Origin of the sequence: Colwellia sp. KU-HH00111 (genome assembly GCF_040362745.1) — a bacterium.
Taxonomy (GTDB): Bacteria; Pseudomonadota; Gammaproteobacteria; order Enterobacterales; family Alteromonadaceae; genus Colwellia.
Window position 1 is genome coordinate 210621 of sequence record NZ_BAABWO010000007.1, and the last position, 17106, is coordinate 227726.

Consider the following 17106-nt stretch of genomic DNA (forward strand, 5'->3'; position numbering starts at 1 on the left):
AGCAGGGAAGATATATTAATAGAAAAAATTTAGGAGAATCACTTGGAGTTTGGAACATTAGTTTCGTTAGTTTTATATTTTATTGCTATGTTAGGTATAGGCCTTTACGCCTATAAAAAGTCTACCAGTGACATTTCAGGTTATATGTTGGGAGGGCGAAGTTTGAGCCCTAGTGTCGCAGCGCTTTCGGCTGGCGCATCAGATATGAGTGGCTGGATGTTAATGGGTTTACCCGGCGCCATGTATATTTCTGGGATGAGTAGCTTGTGGATTGCTATAGGTTTAGTCATAGGTGCTTTTTTGAATTATCTTATTGTCGCGCCTCGACTGAGAACCTATACCGAGGTAGCGAATGACTCAATCACGCTGCCTGACTTTTTTGAAAACCGTTTTAACGATAAGTCACGCATGTTAAGAGTGGTTTCTTCTGTTGTTATTGTGGTGTTTTTTACGCTGTACACCTCTAGCGGTGTAGTTGCAGGTGGAAAACTATTTGAAAGTTCGTTTGGTTTAAATTATGAATTGGGTTTATATGTGACGGCAGGTGTTGTCGTTGCTTACACATTATTTGGTGGCTTTTTAGCAGTAAGTCTCACTGATTTTGTGCAAGGTTGTATTATGTTTGTTGCTTTAGTGTTAGTGCCAATCGTAACGATTAGTGAAGTCGGAGGTATTGGTGGATTACAAAGTAGCGTGTCGACGATAAACCCAGAATTATTAGATATTTTTAGTGGCGTCAGCCTGATTAGCATTATTTCTGCCATGGCATGGGGATTGGGTTATTTTGGCCAGCCTCATATTATTGTTCGTTTTATGGCCATTCGAAGTGTTAAAGATATGCCAACAGCGCGGCGTATAGGCATGACTTGGATGATAGTCGCTATTATTGGTGCTATGGCTACAGGGTTGGCAGGAATCGCTTACGTAGCGCAAACAGGTATGAAGCTAGGTGATGCAGAAACGATATTTATTGTTTTATCACAAATATTGTTTAACCCGTTAATTGCTGGATTTTTATTGGCAGCCATTTTAGCCGCCATTATGAGTACTATTTCGTCACAACTGTTAGTTACTTCAAGCTCATTGACAGAAGATTTTTATAAAACATTTTTAAATCAACAAGCGAGTGAATCGCAACAGGTGTTAGTTGGCCGCATTTCTGTATTTTTAGTTGCGTTAGTTGCTATTTACTTAGCTTATGATCGTAATAGCACCATTTTAACCCTGGTGAGTAATGCTTGGGCAGGCTTTGGTGCCGCTTTTGGTCCTGTCGTTATTGCTAGCTTGTACTGGAAAAAAATGACGAGAAATGGGGCATTAGCGGGAATGATAACTGGTGCGGTAACCGTTCTATTTTGGATTTATGCGCCAATAACTATTGGTGGGCAGTCGTTAAGTTCGATAATGTATGAAATTGTGCCTGGTTTTATTTTATGTTCGTTGGTGATCTATATAGTTAGTCTTATGTCGCCGCAAGCGGATACTGATATCTTAGCTAAGCACGATGAAATGTTAACGCATCACAGCTAATGAATATCATTTGGGGGGGAATTCCCCCCATTCATTATACCTTCTTGACTCAATAGGGCGTTTATTTGAAATTTGACAATACATACATTGCTTTGGGCAAACCGTTTTACCAACGAGTATTACCTGCAAAAGTGCCTAAACCTAAACTGTTATTATGGAATAGGGCGCTCTCTGATGATTTATTAATCACTGAAGATTTAGTCAATGACCCACAGCAGCTAGGCGAGTATTTTTCTGGTAATGTCTTACCTGAGGGAGCAGAGCCTATCGCTTTAGCTTATTCAGGTCATCAATTTGGACATTTTAATCCGCAATTAGGAGATGGTCGAGCGCACTTATTAGGAGAAGTCTTAAGTAAGGATAATGTTCGTTTTGACATCCAACTAAAAGGCTCGGGTCAAACGCCATTTTCAAGGCGGGGTGATGGCAAGTGTGCTTTAGCTCCTGCATTACGAGAATATATTATGAGTGAAGCGCTTTACGCGCTAGGTGTGCCAACGAGCCGTTGTTTAGCGGTGGTAAGTACAGGGGAAACCATTCACCGAGGTTTAGCCAAAGCGGGAGCTGTGGTGACGCGCGTAGCCGCAAGTCATATTCGTGTTGGCAGTTTTCAATATTTAGCGGCAAGAGGTGACATCTCATCTGTCAAAGCATTACTTGATTATAGCATTGAACGTCATTTTCCCGAGATTGATAACATACAAGACAGCACCATAGCAGCAACCTTATCCCAAGAGCAGCGAGTGTTAGCATTTTTAGAGCATGTTATAGATAAACAAATAACCCTCATTGTTCAATGGCTACGGATTGGTTTTATCCATGGGGTTATGAACACTGATAATACGGCTATTTGTGGTGACACTATCGACTTTGGGCCTTGCGCCATGATGGGCACTTATAATGCAAAAACAGTGTTTAGCTCTATTGATGAATATGGCCGTTATGCCTTTGGTGAACAAGGTAAAGTTGCGCATTGGAATATGGCACGGCTGGCTGATTGTTTATTGCCTTTGCTTTGCCAGTACCAAACAGTTGCTGATGAAGCATCCCTTAGTTTGAAAGATAAAGAGCAAGCACAGCAACAACTCGCCTTAGCGAAAATAGAAACCATCATTCATCGCTATCCTGACAAATTTGATGAAGCCTATTATACAATGTATGCGAGCAAACTTGGGTTAGCTGAGGTGAATAAAGAAACTAAGGCCTTGGTTGACGAGTTATTAGCTCTTATGCAAAGTAACAGGTTGGACTATACCCAAACCTTTTATTTGTTAACTGAATCATTAACCGATAAGGATAAGGAAAACGCCTTAAGAAATGTGCTAGGAGCATGGGTTGATCAGTGGTTGTCGATAGTTGCTAATGGCCAGCTGGTAGCTCAAACAGTAATGGCAAAAAATAATCCTGTTGTGATCCCTCGAAATCATCATGTCGAGCAAATACTCGCACGCTGTGAAGCTGCACTTGAAAGTAGCCCTACAGCATTGACAGCTCAAGAGAGCATCAATCAAATAGTGACACAATTCCTTACAGTGCTAGGCTCTCCTTATGCTGAAACAGATGCTACAAAGCATTATCAAGACACAGCTGCTGATGGCGATAGGTATTATCAAACGTTTTGTGGTACTTAGTGTTTATACCATTATTACTCATTTTTTTGAGTCGACTGTTGTTGGGGTGATAATAAAAAACCTATCGTTGATGACAGCGATAGGTTTTTTTATTGCATAGCGAGCATGCTTATTGCGTATTTGTGTTAAGTTAAAATCTCAAGGTCTTTATATCGACCAAGCGATATTATTATTAATGGTTTGCTGCCATTTAGTTAAGGATTCGTTTTTGTCGCCAATGACCAGTATGTTGGCCTGTTCGAATCCTATTGATTCTCCGCTTAGCTTGCCATCTGTAAATTTATCAGTAAAAGCCAAATGTTTTTCTTTTGGAACCACAAAGACGGTGACAACATCGGTTACGCCTTTAAAAACCAAGTGCAGGCTTTTCATCCCATCAAAACGGCAATAATCAGCAGAAATCAACTCTCCCATTGAACTATTAAAACTACCTTTAAACGTGGACATTTTTTTATTTAGTGAGGATAAACTGACTCGGGTATTATCGCCATTGGAAAAAACCGCTTGTTCATGGTAAACGTGAGCAAGAGCATAATCACCTAAGTTACTATAACTATTAGAAAACTGCAGGTAGTTCACTACTATACCGGCAATAATTGCAACCGAAGCCGCTAATGCGAGATGAGTACGTGTTTTACGCTTTTCTTGTTGATGGCTTGCTAAACTTTGGCGTAAAAGTAATTTATCAGCAAGATCTTCAGGTACAGTAATTTTCATCGCTTGCTTGAGTTTTTCATCAAATTGGCAAAGATCATCAGCGAATTTCTTTTTAGCCGGATCTGCACTTTTTGCCGCCAAAATAGCCTCATCCTGACTAGAGGGATCTGCAAGTATACTTCGCCTAAACTGCAAATCATCCATCATTTGTGCTTGCGAAGCGCTATTATTGTGAATGTTATCATTCATGGGTAAACCTCATTTTCTCAGGCTCTTTCTCTAAAGCATCTTTTAACTGGTTACGGGCTCTAAATAAACGTGTCATAACAGTGTTTTTATTTAAATTAAGCATACTGGCAATATCTTCACCGCTATAGCCACCAAGTACTTGTAATACTAGCGGCTCAGAATATTCAGGCGGTAGTTGGGCTATTTTATCTCTCAGCCACTGATTTTCAATGGATTGCTCCGTTGTTGTCGACTCAGTGTCGATAATTGTAGCTTCTTCGTATTCGCTCATATCAAAACGTTTGCGCTCAAACCGCCTAGCATTTTCGCGTCTTAAAATGGTAATTAACCATGACTTTGCCGCTTTTTCATCTTTTAATGAATCAAGCGCACGCCATGCTCGTAAAAATGTTTCCTGCACCAAGTCTTCGGCAACCTGTTTATCGCGCGTTAACCAATAACCATATCGATATAGGTCGCTATGCAAGGCCTTTACTAGTGCTTCGTATCTAACTTGTTTTGTTGTCATGTTAGTAGAGACCTGAGCAGGTGCTTTTTTATTTCCAAATATTTTCATTGTGGTGAACTTAGTTTGGATTTAATGTGAAACCTGTGTTGTGTTCACATTGAATACCTGAGTTGTTAACTTGTTGAATAGCCTTTAATAGGTTCTCTCCAAGCCATGAGTCATTACTTGTTTTTTTACCATATAAGTGTTGTTGAATTTCCTCAATAGCACAAGTAAATAGCTGATTATTTACTTGTGTCATTGCGTCAGATAAGGTGGTTATCTCAATATTATCTTGTTGTTGGCTTAAGGTGTTTAACCAGGGTAAAATTAACTTAAGCGCCTGTTCAGCTTGGTTCTTTTTGCATGCAGCCATCAGTTCAAGGTAGTGGTTATTAGCTGATTTCACTGTTTGTTTAGAAGGTTTTGATGCACGCTTCAAATACCAGACATGAGACATCCAAGCAAAGGCAGTTAACAGCCATAATATTAAAAACAGCCATTGCAGGTTACTCGATTTTTCAATAATAATAGGTTTAGCCGCTAGTGCTGAGTTGCTTTCTGAGATGCGTCCTGTGCTATTTTCTATCGCTGCGGGTGTGTTTGTTGCAGTAGCAACCTGCTCTGCATTAGGGTTAGCTTTTACCTTAATGGTTTGTGCTGGCAATATCGCTTGTTGGTATTGATTGGTCACTGTGTTCCACCAAGCTATAGTCATTTTAGGTAACTCATAATCACCTGCACGACTAGCCACGAGTGCAAAGTTTTGCCTTTTTTGGCTAATTAACCGTTCTTTTGTAAAGCTTGAATGAAGTTCTGCTTGATCTGGGTATATTTTTAATCCAGCAGGAGCGTTCATCACAAGTTGGGGCAATTGTGCTTTGCCAAGCCCTGCAGCGGTTAAAGTTATAGTGCGTGTAATTGGTTCGCCCACAAAAAATTCACTTGGTTGTGGTTGCCATTCTTGATGCAGGGTTAATAACTCACTGGGTAACCAGCTATTATTGGCATCAACAGGAAAACGATCAGGAATCGGCCGTACTTTTAGCGCTAATTGCTCACCTAATACATTAACAGGTTTAGTTTCACCAAAGCTTAAAAAGCCTGAGCGGCGTTGTGATTGCACCATGATATCCCCAGAAAACATCGGTGTATCTAGAGTTAGGTCACCACTTTTTTCTGGGGTTATCGCATAAGTGCGCTCGATTATTCGGTAACGCTTGCCGTTAACGATGCCATTACTTTCTTGATCTTTATCTATTTGCTCAATGGTTGCGCCTGGTAAGCTCGGTTCGGTTAAACTGCCGCGTTGCAATTGCACGCCAACATGTAATTTAACGGTTAAGGTAATCAGTTGCTGTACATAAACATCATGAGAGGATAATTCAGCGCTAATAAAGATATCCTGCTGAACAGGCGAGCCTTTACTGCCGGGCTCTATCACTTCAACATTGATCGCTTGTGATTGGTAACCGTTAATAGATAATGATGGTATGGTCAGATTTCCTTTTTTTCTTGGGATCAGTACAATTTGCCAACGGGTAGTTTTGCTGGTGTTAAAATTGACTATGCTCGTTTGCGAGCTTACCTCAGAGCGAGCAATCATAAAATCAGTTAAAAGTGGTGAAGTATCTAGAGCATCACGCTCTACACTGTCATTAGCTACCACTGTTAACACAATAGATTCATTGCTCATCACGGGGTTAGCATCGATACTCGCGCTGACGCTACTTAGGGCTAATGCGCTTGAACTTACGACAAAAGTTAATAGGGTTAATAGTTTAACAATAATTTTTACCACTTTTTCTTAACTCCTTGGCTAGCACCATCTTGTTTGCGTTTTTGATATTCTAATTGCATTTTGTTTCGCAGTAATAAATAGGGATCATCGGTAACCTTGTTCAAAAGTTGGATATGCTTTTGCTCAGTTTCTTTTGCTTGTTGCTCTTTTGCAATTTGTGCCGCTGTTTTTTCTTCACCTTGCTGCTCTTTATCTGACTGCTCGGCTTGGTCTTCAGCTTGCTGGTTTTGTTGTTCCTGCTTTGCAGCTTCGTCTGTTTGTTTAGACCGGTCTTGTTGCTGATTTTCTTGTGTTTGTTCTTGGTCTTGAGGCTCGCTACTGTTATTGTTTTGTTGCTGTTGTGCCTCATCAGACTGTTGTTGGCTTTGTTGATCCTGTGATTGCTGATCTTGAGACTGTTGGTCTTGTTGCTGTTCACCTTGTTGATCTTTTGAGTCCTGAGATTGTTGATCGTTAGATTGCTCGCCTTGTTGTTTTTCTTGCTGTTGCTTAAGTTGCTTTATTTTTTCTAAATTCTCTTTAGCATCTTGTAGATCAGGGTTTTTCTTTAAAGCTTGTTCATAATGCTTAATGGCTTGCTCGTACTGTTGTAATTGTGCCAGTGCATTACCTTGGTTATATAAAGAATTGGCGCTGTTAGCTTGTTCACCTTTTTTGAAAGCATCTAACGCTGCTTGGTAGTTGCCTGCTTTGTAATGAGCGCTGCCTTGCCATTGTGAGTTTTCAAACTGCTTTGCTGCACTTTTAAAATTATCTTGGTTGAAAAGTTGTTGTCCTTGTTGATCTTTGGTTTGCCATAAATTGTTCCATACTCGGGCAAGGCGAGATGCTTTTGGCTGTTCAGCGAGAGACTGCGCTGAATTTTGCATCTCAGCGTTAGAGGCTTCTTCGTTTTGGGCGGCAAAGGTGATAGGGCTAATCACAGACAAAGACAGCAAAAAGAGTAGAGGTAAATAAGTCAGTGGTAACATTAAAATAACACTGCCGCGACGAAAGTATCCTAGCATCAGTGGCAATACAATTAATAATAACCATGCGCCTTGTTCTTGCCATTGGTCACCGGTTTGTTGGCTTTGCTGTTCATTCTTATTGCTTTTGTTTTGCAATGGGTCTTGTGTGATCAGTTTATCAATGTCGCTATCATCATGGGTAATAGTTTGATAATTGCCATGGCCACGTAGGGCTAGTGATTTCAGCTTTTGGCTGGGTAATTTGGGAATTACAATTGCGCCACTTCCGTCTTTTAGTAATTCACCATTTGGCAGGGTAATGGGTGCGCCGCTGTTACTACCAATACCTAATATATTAAGCTGATGACCAAACTCATTTGACCAATCATAAATGTCAGTTAACTCTTCATTGTCAACATCATCGGTGAACCAGTAGATGTTACCGGTTAAATGCCCGGCATTTAGCAGCATTTCATGGGCGAGAGTTAATGCAGCTAATGGGTTTGCACCAGCATTAGGCATAATTTCAGGAGTTAATGAAGGCAACAGCAGCTCTATATTTTTTATATCTTGTGTTAACGGACTAATAACAAACGCATCGCCGGCGTAGGCAATTAAACCAGTATCACCTTCATTGATTTTTTTGAGTAAATCAATGGCTTTAAATCGAGCACGAGTTAAACGGTTGGGTTTCACGTCGGTTGCGTACATCGAATAAGACATATCCATAATCAACACTGATCCCCGCTCTGTTTGATAAACGGGTTGCGGCAGTTTTTGCCACGCTGGACCCGCCAGTGCGACAATAGTGAACAAACCAATCAACAAGGGTTTTATTAAGAATGTATTGCTTGCTAAATTGCTGTTAGTGAGATTTTTATTGCTGTTTTTTGCTCCTTCAACTAATACTGTGCTTAAATGCGAAGGTAAAAACTGTTGCCAAGGTGATTGATAAAAGCGATGCTTTTTGAGCAGCCAAAGCATGGGGAATAAGCCGAGTAATGCTAACAACCAAAGTGGTCTGATAAAATGAAAGTTGTCTATAAATAAAGTAAATGAAGTCATTATTCTCTTAAATACCCTAAATTATTTTCGGCTAAGGTTGGGGAAGTTGATAGCAAGTAAATACAGTGTACTGATAAGTAATGCTAAGCCCAGCGGCCAATAAAATAATGCGGTGAGTGGGCGCATTTGCTGTTGTTCTTGTTCAATAGGCTCAAGTTGGTCAAGTAGCTGGTAAATTTTGCTCATCCCTTGACTATCTCTGGCACGAAAATATTGCCCCCCAGTTTGATCTGCTAATTTTGTTAAGGTTCGCTCATCTAACTCGCTTGACGGGTTAACGCGACGAGAGCCAAAGAGAGATTGCTGAATCATAACATCCGCACCGATACCGATAGCATAAATGGTAATGTCTTTAGCCACAGCTAGTTCAAGCGCTTGCTCAGGTGATATTTTTCCAGCAGTATTTTGTCCATCGGTTAATAATAATAAAACCTTGTTGGATTTTTGCTTAGCATCAAAACGCTTAACAGCTAATGCTATGGCGTCACCTATGGCGGTTTTTCTTCCTACTAAACCTAGCACACTTTCATCAAGCATTTGTTTAACGGTTTTTCTATCAAAGGTCATCGGGGTTTGCATATAGGCATCGTCACCAAACAAGATTAGCCCTAACCGATCGCCAATACGACGTTCAATAAAGTTTCCGAGTACTACTTTTAGCATATCAAGGCGGTTTACGGTATTGCCATTGAGACTCATGTCTTCTATTTGCATGCTGCCTGATAAATCAACCGCGATCATCATTTCACGGCCTTCAGTGGGGATGTCTACTGCATCGCCTAACCACTGTGGTTGACTTAAAGCTAATACGGTTAACAGCCAACATAAGGTTAGAACCATTAACGGGAACTTTTTATTAACATTACTCACTTCTTTCACGTGTGAACTTTCTACAAGTTGCGGCATAATTAATGCGGCACTTGCACGAGTATTTTCTTTTTTAGGAAGCCAGTAAATGAGTAGTGGTACGGGCATTAATAGTAGCAACCAAGGCCAAGCAAAGGTGATCATGGCTTAACTCCTTGGTAGTTTTTTTCATTATTTGTACTTGACTTTATCTCTGCTTTTTTTAAAGGTCTCGGTGGTAAGGCGTAGGTAAGCCAAAGTGTTGCCGCTTGTTGAAGCTTTTCATCTGTTTGTAACTCAGTGTTTGCTTGATACTGGTTTGCAAAAGCATATTCACTTAATTCGGCAAAACGTTGTTGTTTAGTTGCCGGTAGTTTTAACATTAAAAACTGCTGTAATGATTGCCCATACAGTTTGGCAAGCTCAGTACGAGAAAAATAATGCATTGCCGCCCATTTCAACACAGCCATAATGTCATTACTACTAAGGTTTTTCTGTTTATTTAATTGGGCTAAGGCTTGCTTTTTAACCTTGTTTAGCTTGGCGGCGCTTGTTATTTTTATCACCATAAGAGTAACAGCAATAATGATTAAGGCGGCTAATAACCACCAGCCATAAGCAATAGGAAAGTTGGACACTTGCTCGGGCAGATGAATATCTTTTAATGCGAGAGGAGTTGTAGTTTGAGTGGGTAGAGCGTTTACTGGTGACAAAATTGTGCTCCATCTTTTAATTGTTGTTCTAACGTTTGCCCAGCACTATAAGTGATGACTCTTGCGCCCGCTTTGCTCAGTAATTGTGAGCAATGTTCAAACTGTTGTTGGGCTTGTTTTTGATATGACTTAGCTGTGTGGTTATCACCTAATGTTAGCTGTTGGCGTGTGTGTCCATCAGTTAAGGTAACATTAAGTTTGGCTGTGCTTGCTGGCAAAGCTTGCTCGAGTGGATCTGTTATTAAACATACCACTAATTCACAGTGTTGACTTAGTTGCGTTAAATGCCTAAGGGCATCTTGCTGCTGCGCTATGTGTTGTGGAGATGTATGAGTTATTTTTAGCTGTTGAGCATCGGTAATTAAATAGACTAAAGCGCCTGGCTTGGCAACTTGCCTAATACGTGCGCAGTTAGCGCTAAAGTAATTAGCACTAAAGTCATTATTATCTGCTAATGGTGGAATATTCAGGTCGTTATTATCATTGTGCGCCGTGCCATATTGGGCTTGATGCTGTGCATTGTGTATTGCAGTTAGCGCATGTAAATAATGCAACACGCCTTCTTTTCGACTTCTAGGTTTCAGCTCGATATGTTGATGCTGATTAAAAACAATGCCGCCTAAGCGATCACCTCGATTTTTTGCGTGCCAAGCAACTAGCGATGCCAAATGTGCAGCCTGTACCGATTTAAATAACAGTTGAGTACCAAAATGCATACTCGCACTTAAGTCGGTGGCAATATGCACAGGGCGCTCTAATTCTTCACGAAATAGTTTTGTGTGGGTTTTACCCGTTCTAGCTGTTACGCGCCAATCAATGGCACGAATATCATCGCCAGTTTGATAATGACGTACTTCGTCAAATTCCATACCACGGCCTTTACTTCGCGCTAGGTAATTGCCAGACATTTGACCATGAATGTTTTTACGCGCAGATAAGTCAATCAGTGCGGTTTTATTTTGATAATGCAACAACTCTGGCATGGCAAGCTCAATACCATTACTTTGTATGCTAGCCAGTTGGTGTTGATATGTGCCTTGTTTTGATTGCTTATTTTGACTGTTTGTTTTTTGTTTAAACCACATAATGAGTGTAGTGCCTATTACCAAGTCTATTCACGGATCGATAAGCTAAAAACTAAGCTACAGCAACTAAGCTTAATAAGTGATCAAGTAATTGATTGGCCGTTATGCCTTCAGCTTCTGCTTGATAACTAAGAAGTAGTCTATGCCTAAGTACGTTGTGTAATACTGCCTGAATATCTTCAGGGCTGACAAAGTCACGGTTGTGTAGCCAAGCGCGAGCGCGAGCACATCGGTCTAAAGCAATTGTTGCTCGTGGGCTAGCACCAAACGCTAACCAAGACTTTAACTTGTCATCATACTTCTCGGGTTGACGTGTCGCCATAATCAAATCAACCATGTATGTTTCAAGTGCAGGCGCCATATGAATATTAAGTACCTCTTTACGCGCATTAAATATTTCTGCTTGGCTTAATACCCTTAATGGTGTTTTTTCTTGGCTAGAGTCGGCTAGTGCCTCGCCGCGATTGAGTTTTAATATGGCAAGTTCGCTAGCGGCATCAGGGTAGTCAATTTCTAAATGCATCAAAAAGCGATCTAATTGTGCTTCAGGTAATGGGTAAGTGCCTTCTTGCTCAATAGGGTTCTGAGTAGCCATCACCAAAAATAGTTCAGGTAATTGGTAGGTTTTTCTACCCACAGTTACTTGTCCTTCAGCCATAGCCTCTAGTAGCGCAGACTGTACTTTTGCCGGTGCACGGTTAATTTCATCAGCTAACACTAAATTTTGAAATAAAGGGCCTGCTTGAAAGACAAAACTGCCATCTTCAGGACGATAAATATCAGTGCCTGTTAAATCGGCGGGTAATAAGTCAGGGGTAAATTGAATGCGATGAAAATCAGCTTCAAGGCCATCGGCTAAAGCATTAACTGCACGTGTTTTGGCTAAACCTGGCGGGCCTTCAACAATTAAATGACCGTTTGCTAATAAGGCAATAAGTAAATTTTCAACAAAAGCCGGTTGACCAATTATTTGTTGTGATAAATGTTCTTTTAATGTGGAAAAATGTTCAATAGCCATATTTGTTTTTGTCTTTTATCAGTTTTATTTAAGTATGTGAGATTAGCTGTAACGAACTCTAGCACTTTATATAGGGTTATAGTGAAAGAATACAAGGCTATTTTAACTTTGTTGTAACAATTTTTTTTCGATTGACTGAGTAAAGTAAAGGTGATTTTTGCGCTAGGCTTGAATATATGAAAAATTCAATGATTGATATTTTCGTGTAGTTCGTTAGAATCAAGGAAGTACTTAAGAGGTCAGACCTCTTTGTGTTTTATCTTTTTCATTAAATAAAACACCTTAACTGGAGAATAAATTAGATGACGATAAAAATGACCACCTCAAAAGGTGAGCGAATTGCTGTAGTTGCAGGACTTCGAACCCCTTTTGCTAAACAAGCCACTGCCTTTCATGGTGTACCTGCCGTTGATTTAGGTAAACTAGTGGTAAATGAGTTATTACAAAAGCATGATGTTGACCCTGCAATTATTGATCAATGTGTGTTCGGTCAAGTAGTTCAAATGCCTGAAGCACCAAACATTGCCCGTGAAATTGTTTTAGGTACGGGCATGAATGTTCATACTGATGCATACAGTGTTTCTCGTGCTTGTGCCACCAGTTTTCAATCGACGGTTAACGTAGCTGAATCTATCATGAGTGGTTTTGTTGATGTTGGTATCGCTGGTGGTGCTGACTCGTCTTCTGTTGCGCCTATTGGTGTCTCAAAAAAATTCGCTCGAACGCTTGTGGATATCACTAAAACCAAAACCTTAGGTCAAAAAATAGCGCTAATTCGCAAGTTAGGCCTAAAAGACATACTACCTGTTTCTCCTGCTGTAGCGGAATACTCTACGGGTATATCTATGGGGCAAACAGCAGAGCAAATGGCTAAAACCTATAACATCGCTCGAGCAGATCAAGATGCGTTAGCGCATCGCTCTCATACCTTAGCCACTAAAAGCTGGGCAGAAGGTAAGCTTGCAGGTGAAGTGATGTCTGCACATAGTGAACCTTATAAAGGTTTTATCGATAAAGATAATTGTATTCGTGAAAATTCGGTATTGGAAAGTTACGCTAAACTACGTCCTTGCTTTGATAGAAAGCACGGCACAGTAACCGCTGCAAGTAGTACACCGTTAACTGATGGTGGCGCAGCCGTTTTACTTATGCGTGAAGGTCGAGCAAAAGAGCTAGGATATCAACCATTAGGTTATATTCGTAGTTATGGTTTTGCTGCTATTGATGTATGGCAAGATTTATTAATGGGACCAAGTTTCGCAACGCCCATTGCATTAAAACGTGCTGGATTAGAATTAGCAGATTTAGATTTGATTGAAATGCATGAAGCCTTTGCCGCCCAAGCTCTCGCGAATATGAAAATGTTTGCTAGCGATAAGTTCGCCAAGGAGCATCTAGGGCGTGATAAAGCCATTGGTGATATTGATATGACTAAGTTTAATGTCATGGGGGGCTCACTAGCATATGGTCATCCTTTTGCGGCAACGGGGGCGCGATTAATTACGCAAACGTTAAATGAACTAAATCGACGCGGTGGTGGTGTTGGCCTAGCGACAGCATGTGCGGCAGGTGGTTTAGGTGCAGCGATGGTTTTGGAGACAGATTAATGACTGATAATAACGTAGATACAATGAACGAAGTAAACAACAATCAAGCGAACACAAATAGCAGTACTTTTACTTTAGTCCGTCAAGAAAATGGCATTGCACATTTAATTATGGATGTGGTTGAAGATACCATGAATACCCTTAAGGCTGAATTTGCTGAACAAGTAACAGCTGTACTTGCACAAATTAAAGCAGATAACACCATTAAGGGCATAGTTTTATGCAGTGGTAAACAAGATTCGTTTGTTGCTGGTGCAGACATCAATATGATTGATGAGTGTAAAAGCAAAGATGAAGTCATTGCACTTACCCGTAAGGGACAGGTGATTTTTTCACAACTTGAGCAGTTAAATATTCCTATTGTCGCTGCTATCAATGGTGCCTGTCTAGGTGGCGGTTTAGAGTTGGCTATGGCTTGTCATGCCCGTGTTTGTAGTGATAATCCTAAGACTGCATTAGGATTACCTGAAGTACAGTTAGGTTTGCTACCTGGTGGAGGTGGCACACAAAGGTTACCTAAGTTAGTGGGCGTACAAAAAGCCCTAGATATGATGTTAACTGGTAAACAACTCAGAGCTAAGCAAGCGTTAAAAGCAGGTTTGGTTAATGATGTTGTCCCTAATAGTATTTTGCTGGCAACGGCTGAGCAAATGGCACTTGCAGGAAATGTTAAGCAAGCAGTAAAATTCAAATCATCGATACTTAATAAGTTTCTTGAAGGAACATCAGTAGGTCGTAGTATAGTCTATAAACAAGCACAAAAATCAGTGCTAGCTAAAACTAAAGGCAATTACCCTGCACCAGCTAAAATTATTAATTGTGTGAAAACAGGCATGGAGCAAACACCAGCAAAAGGTTATCAAATTGAAGCTGAACATTTTGCTGAATTAGTGTTGAGTCCTGAATCTGCACAATTGCGCAACCTCTTTTTTGCCACCACAGAAATGAAAAAAGAGCAGGGTGTTGCTGATGTTATGCCAGAAAAAATACTTAAAGCAGGCGTTCTTGGTGGTGGCTTAATGGGCGGAGGTATTGCCTTTGTTACTGCCACTAAAGCAGGTATTCCAGCTCGTATAAAAGACATTGGTCATCAAGGTATTAGCCATGCGCTAAAATACAGTTATGACTTACTGAATAAAAAAGTTAAACGTCGTTTTATGCTTAAAAGTCAAATGCAAAAGCAAATGTCGATGATCACAGGCTGTGATGATTATTCTGGTTTTAATGATATTGATATCGTTGTTGAGGCGGTATTTGAGAATTTAGAGTTAAAGCAACAGATGGTAGTTGAAATTGAGCAGCAGGCAAAAGAGTCGACTATTTTTGCTAGTAATACTTCGAGTTTACCTATTGGAAATATTGCGGCAAAAGCCAAGCGTCCAGAGAACGTGATTGGTTTACATTATTTTTCACCAGTAGATAAAATGCCTTTGGTTGAGATTATTCCTCATGAAAATACATCTGATCAGGTTATTTCTACCACGGTTGCTTTTGCCAAAAAGCAAGGTAAAACACCTATTGTTGTTAAAGATAAAGCGGGCTTTTATGTCAATAGAATTTTAGCGCCTTATATGAATGAAGCGGCTATTTTATTACTAGCGGGTGAGCCGATAGATAAGCTGGATAAAGCGTTAGTTAATTTTGGTTTCCCAGTAGGACCGATGCAATTACTGGATGAAGTTGGTATTGATGTAGGCGCGAAAATAGGGCCGATTCTACAAGCTGATTTAGGTGAACGTTTTGCAGCACCAGCGGCATTTTCTAAGTTACTTGATGATGGTCGTTTAGGTAAAAAAGCTGAAAAAGGTTTTTATTTATACGGTAAGCAAGCGAAAAAAGGCAAACAAGTTGATGAAAGTATTTATACCTTGTTGAATCTTACGCCTAAAGGAAGTTTGTCTGCAGATGAAATAGCTAAACGTTGTACTTACATGATGCTTAATGAAGCGGCTCGTTGTGTTGATGAAGGCATTGTGCGTAATGCTCGTGACGGTGACATTGGTGCTATATTTGGTATTGGTTTCCCGCCATTCCTAGGCGGCCCATTACGTTATATTGATAAAATTGGCGCGCAATCGTTAGTTGCACAACTTAGCCAATGGTCGAAGCAACATGGTGAACGGTATGAGCCTTGTGAAGCCTTAGTTACTATGGCTGAAAACGGTACTCGTTACTATTAGAAACAAGTAATGACTGGTTAAAGCGCTGACTGTTAGAAGTTAGCGCTTTTTTTTGTCTTAAGCAAATAGAAGTAAAGCGGGTCCTGTTGTTAGAGGAAATAAAGATCCGGAGTGTGGCAATTATGTTTTTGCTTTACCGGCAAGTTATTGCCGTAAATAATACGATCTAATGGCTAAATATAGCGTGAAGGGCATTGAATTAGTGCCATGATTTAATTATATTAGCGCCGATTTTTTCTTTTAAGCTTTCATTTAACCTATATGTGGTTGTAGTAGGTGTGCTATTTTGTTTTTATTGGTGCTATTTATTTTGTCTTTAAGCGTGTTGTTTGGCGTGTTTTTTTACTGTCAGGCATTGGTTAGTGGTATGGGGCGAAAGCGTTGGACTTTGGCGGGGGCTGTGTTTGGACCGTTGATTTGGCCGATGTTTATTATGAAAAAGCGGATGTACTGTAATCGATTGTTTGGCTTTGAACAGCTTATTTTTAATGCTTAGTGTCTGTGTCTTAACGCTAGAACAACTCGTTTAAGCTTGGGTGTAGAGCTTGACGCCTAAGTGGTTTGCTCAGTATTGATTAATTATAATCACCAGGTATACAGGGTATTGAGCGAAAGCAGATAAGATGAAATTGAGGTAGTGTATAAGTTGAAGGAATAAAGTTGCTAACATCCATGTTAGTAAGCTTTGATAGTGAGTTACGACCACCAAGTGTTGGCAGAGGTTTCTTTTATTTCAATACGAGCAGCAATTGGATTTGCTTTTTTTTGCTTGCTTGTAGAGAATAAATTTTTTAATAAATTAATCATCAATTAGCTCCCAAAAAGTCAGGTTTTTACAGGCGGCGAGTTCCACGTGTATCGCCAACTACTTCAGATGTTTTATCTTGAGATGCACTTAGGCGTCTTGTGCCCCGTGTATCGCCAACTACTTCTAAAGTTATTCCTTGAGATGCACTTAGGCGTCTTGTGCCCCGTGTATCGCCTACTACTTCTAAAGTTATGCCTTGAGATGCACTTAGGCGTCTTGTGCCCCGTGTATCGCCAACTACTTCTAAAGTTATGCCTTGAGATGAGTTAAGACGACGAGTTCCACGTGTATCACCTATAGTCTCGATGTCTAATGAATTAGTGTCAGTAACTGTAGCTGGTGAAACAGACATTGCCATTGATAGAATAATTGAACTTAACATGCACTTTCCTTTTATTTATATTATGGTTTATTAGCAGCTATTATCATGCTTAAACCATGCCAATATTATTGTTTTTTTTATGGCGATAATAATCAAG

At 40.2% G+C, this 17106-nt stretch carries 14 protein-coding genes; 5 read left to right on the top strand and 9 right to left on the bottom strand.

The window, feature by feature from the left end:
* Window positions 1-42 precede the first annotated feature (42 nt).
* Both putP and ABXG98_RS14170 read left to right on the top strand, forming a co-directional pair.
* Complete coding sequence (gene putP / locus ABXG98_RS14165; protein WP_353539339.1) at window positions 43-1530, top strand: sodium/proline symporter PutP; 1488 nt, start codon at window positions 43-45, stop codon at window positions 1528-1530.
* A 65-nt stretch (window positions 1531-1595) separates the two neighbouring features.
* On the top strand, window positions 1596-3161 hold the full coding sequence (locus ABXG98_RS14170; protein ID WP_353539340.1) for a protein adenylyltransferase SelO: 1566 nt from the start codon (window positions 1596-1598) through the stop codon (window positions 3159-3161).
* 147 nt (window positions 3162-3308) lie between these two features.
* On the opposite strand, the gene ABXG98_RS14175 is transcribed toward ABXG98_RS14170, so the two are convergent.
* The 8 genes from ABXG98_RS14175 to ABXG98_RS14210 are packed head-to-tail and all read right to left on the bottom strand — an operon-like array spanning window position 3309 to window position 12032.
* Window positions 3309-4067 carry a DUF3379 family protein gene (locus tag ABXG98_RS14175; RefSeq protein ID WP_353539341.1) on the bottom strand — a complete coding sequence of 253 codons (759 nt, stop codon included), beginning with the start codon at window positions 4065-4067 and terminating at the stop codon, window positions 3309-3311.
* Window positions 4060-4623: a sigma-70 family RNA polymerase sigma factor gene (locus ABXG98_RS14180; protein WP_353539342.1), complete on the bottom strand. Its 564-nt coding sequence runs from the start codon at window positions 4621-4623 to the stop codon at window positions 4060-4062. The genes ABXG98_RS14175 and ABXG98_RS14180 overlap by 8 nt, the downstream gene beginning before the upstream one ends.
* 10 nt (window positions 4624-4633) lie before the next feature.
* On the bottom strand, window positions 4634-6355 hold the full coding sequence (locus tag ABXG98_RS14185) for a BatD family protein (protein ID WP_353539343.1): 1722 nt from the start codon (window positions 6353-6355) through the stop codon (window positions 4634-4636).
* Window positions 6349-8370 (bottom strand): VWA domain-containing protein, encoded by a 2022-nt coding sequence (locus ABXG98_RS14190; protein WP_353539344.1) that lies wholly within the window; start codon window positions 8368-8370, stop codon window positions 6349-6351. The genes ABXG98_RS14185 and ABXG98_RS14190 overlap by 7 nt, the downstream gene beginning before the upstream one ends.
* A 21-nt stretch (window positions 8371-8391) precedes the next feature.
* On the bottom strand, window positions 8392-9381 hold the full coding sequence (locus tag ABXG98_RS14195) for a vWA domain-containing protein (protein WP_353539345.1): 990 nt from the start codon (window positions 9379-9381) through the stop codon (window positions 8392-8394).
* A complete protein-coding gene (locus ABXG98_RS14200; RefSeq protein WP_353539346.1) occupies window positions 9378-9929 on the bottom strand; it encodes a DUF4381 domain-containing protein in 552 nt (183 codons plus the stop codon). Before ABXG98_RS14200 ends, ABXG98_RS14195 begins: the two co-directional genes overlap by 4 nt.
* The gene (locus ABXG98_RS14205; RefSeq protein ID WP_353539347.1) at window positions 9917-11014 is read right to left on the bottom strand and encodes a DUF58 domain-containing protein; all 1098 of its coding nucleotides are present in this window, start codon (window positions 11012-11014) and stop codon (window positions 9917-9919) included. The genes ABXG98_RS14200 and ABXG98_RS14205 overlap by 13 nt, the downstream gene beginning before the upstream one ends.
* 52 nt (window positions 11015-11066) lie before the next feature.
* On the bottom strand, window positions 11067-12032 hold the full coding sequence (locus tag ABXG98_RS14210) for an AAA family ATPase (protein WP_353539348.1): 966 nt from the start codon (window positions 12030-12032) through the stop codon (window positions 11067-11069).
* Between the two features lie 302 nt (window positions 12033-12334).
* Here ABXG98_RS14210 and fadI point away from each other — a divergent pair, with 302 nt between their 5' ends.
* The 3 genes from fadI to ABXG98_RS14225 all read left to right on the top strand — a co-directional run bounded on the left by fadI (window position 12335) and on the right by ABXG98_RS14225 (window position 16315).
* Window positions 12335-13639: an acetyl-CoA C-acyltransferase FadI gene (fadI, locus tag ABXG98_RS14215; RefSeq protein WP_353539349.1), complete on the top strand. Its 1305-nt coding sequence runs from the start codon at window positions 12335-12337 to the stop codon at window positions 13637-13639.
* A gap of 23 nt (window positions 13640-13662) precedes the next feature.
* On the top strand, window positions 13663-15819 hold the full coding sequence (fadJ, locus tag ABXG98_RS14220; RefSeq protein WP_353539405.1) for a fatty acid oxidation complex subunit alpha FadJ: 2157 nt from the start codon (window positions 13663-13665) through the stop codon (window positions 15817-15819).
* A gap of 310 nt (window positions 15820-16129) precedes the next feature.
* On the top strand, window positions 16130-16315 hold the full coding sequence (locus ABXG98_RS14225; protein ID WP_353539350.1) for a hypothetical protein: 186 nt from the start codon (window positions 16130-16132) through the stop codon (window positions 16313-16315).
* A gap of 337 nt (window positions 16316-16652) precedes the next feature.
* Here the strand turns inward: ABXG98_RS14225 and ABXG98_RS14230 are convergent, their stop codons facing one another.
* On the bottom strand, window positions 16653-17009 hold the full coding sequence (locus ABXG98_RS14230; protein ID WP_353539351.1) for a hypothetical protein: 357 nt from the start codon (window positions 17007-17009) through the stop codon (window positions 16653-16655).
* Window positions 17010-17106: the final 97 nt, after the last annotated feature.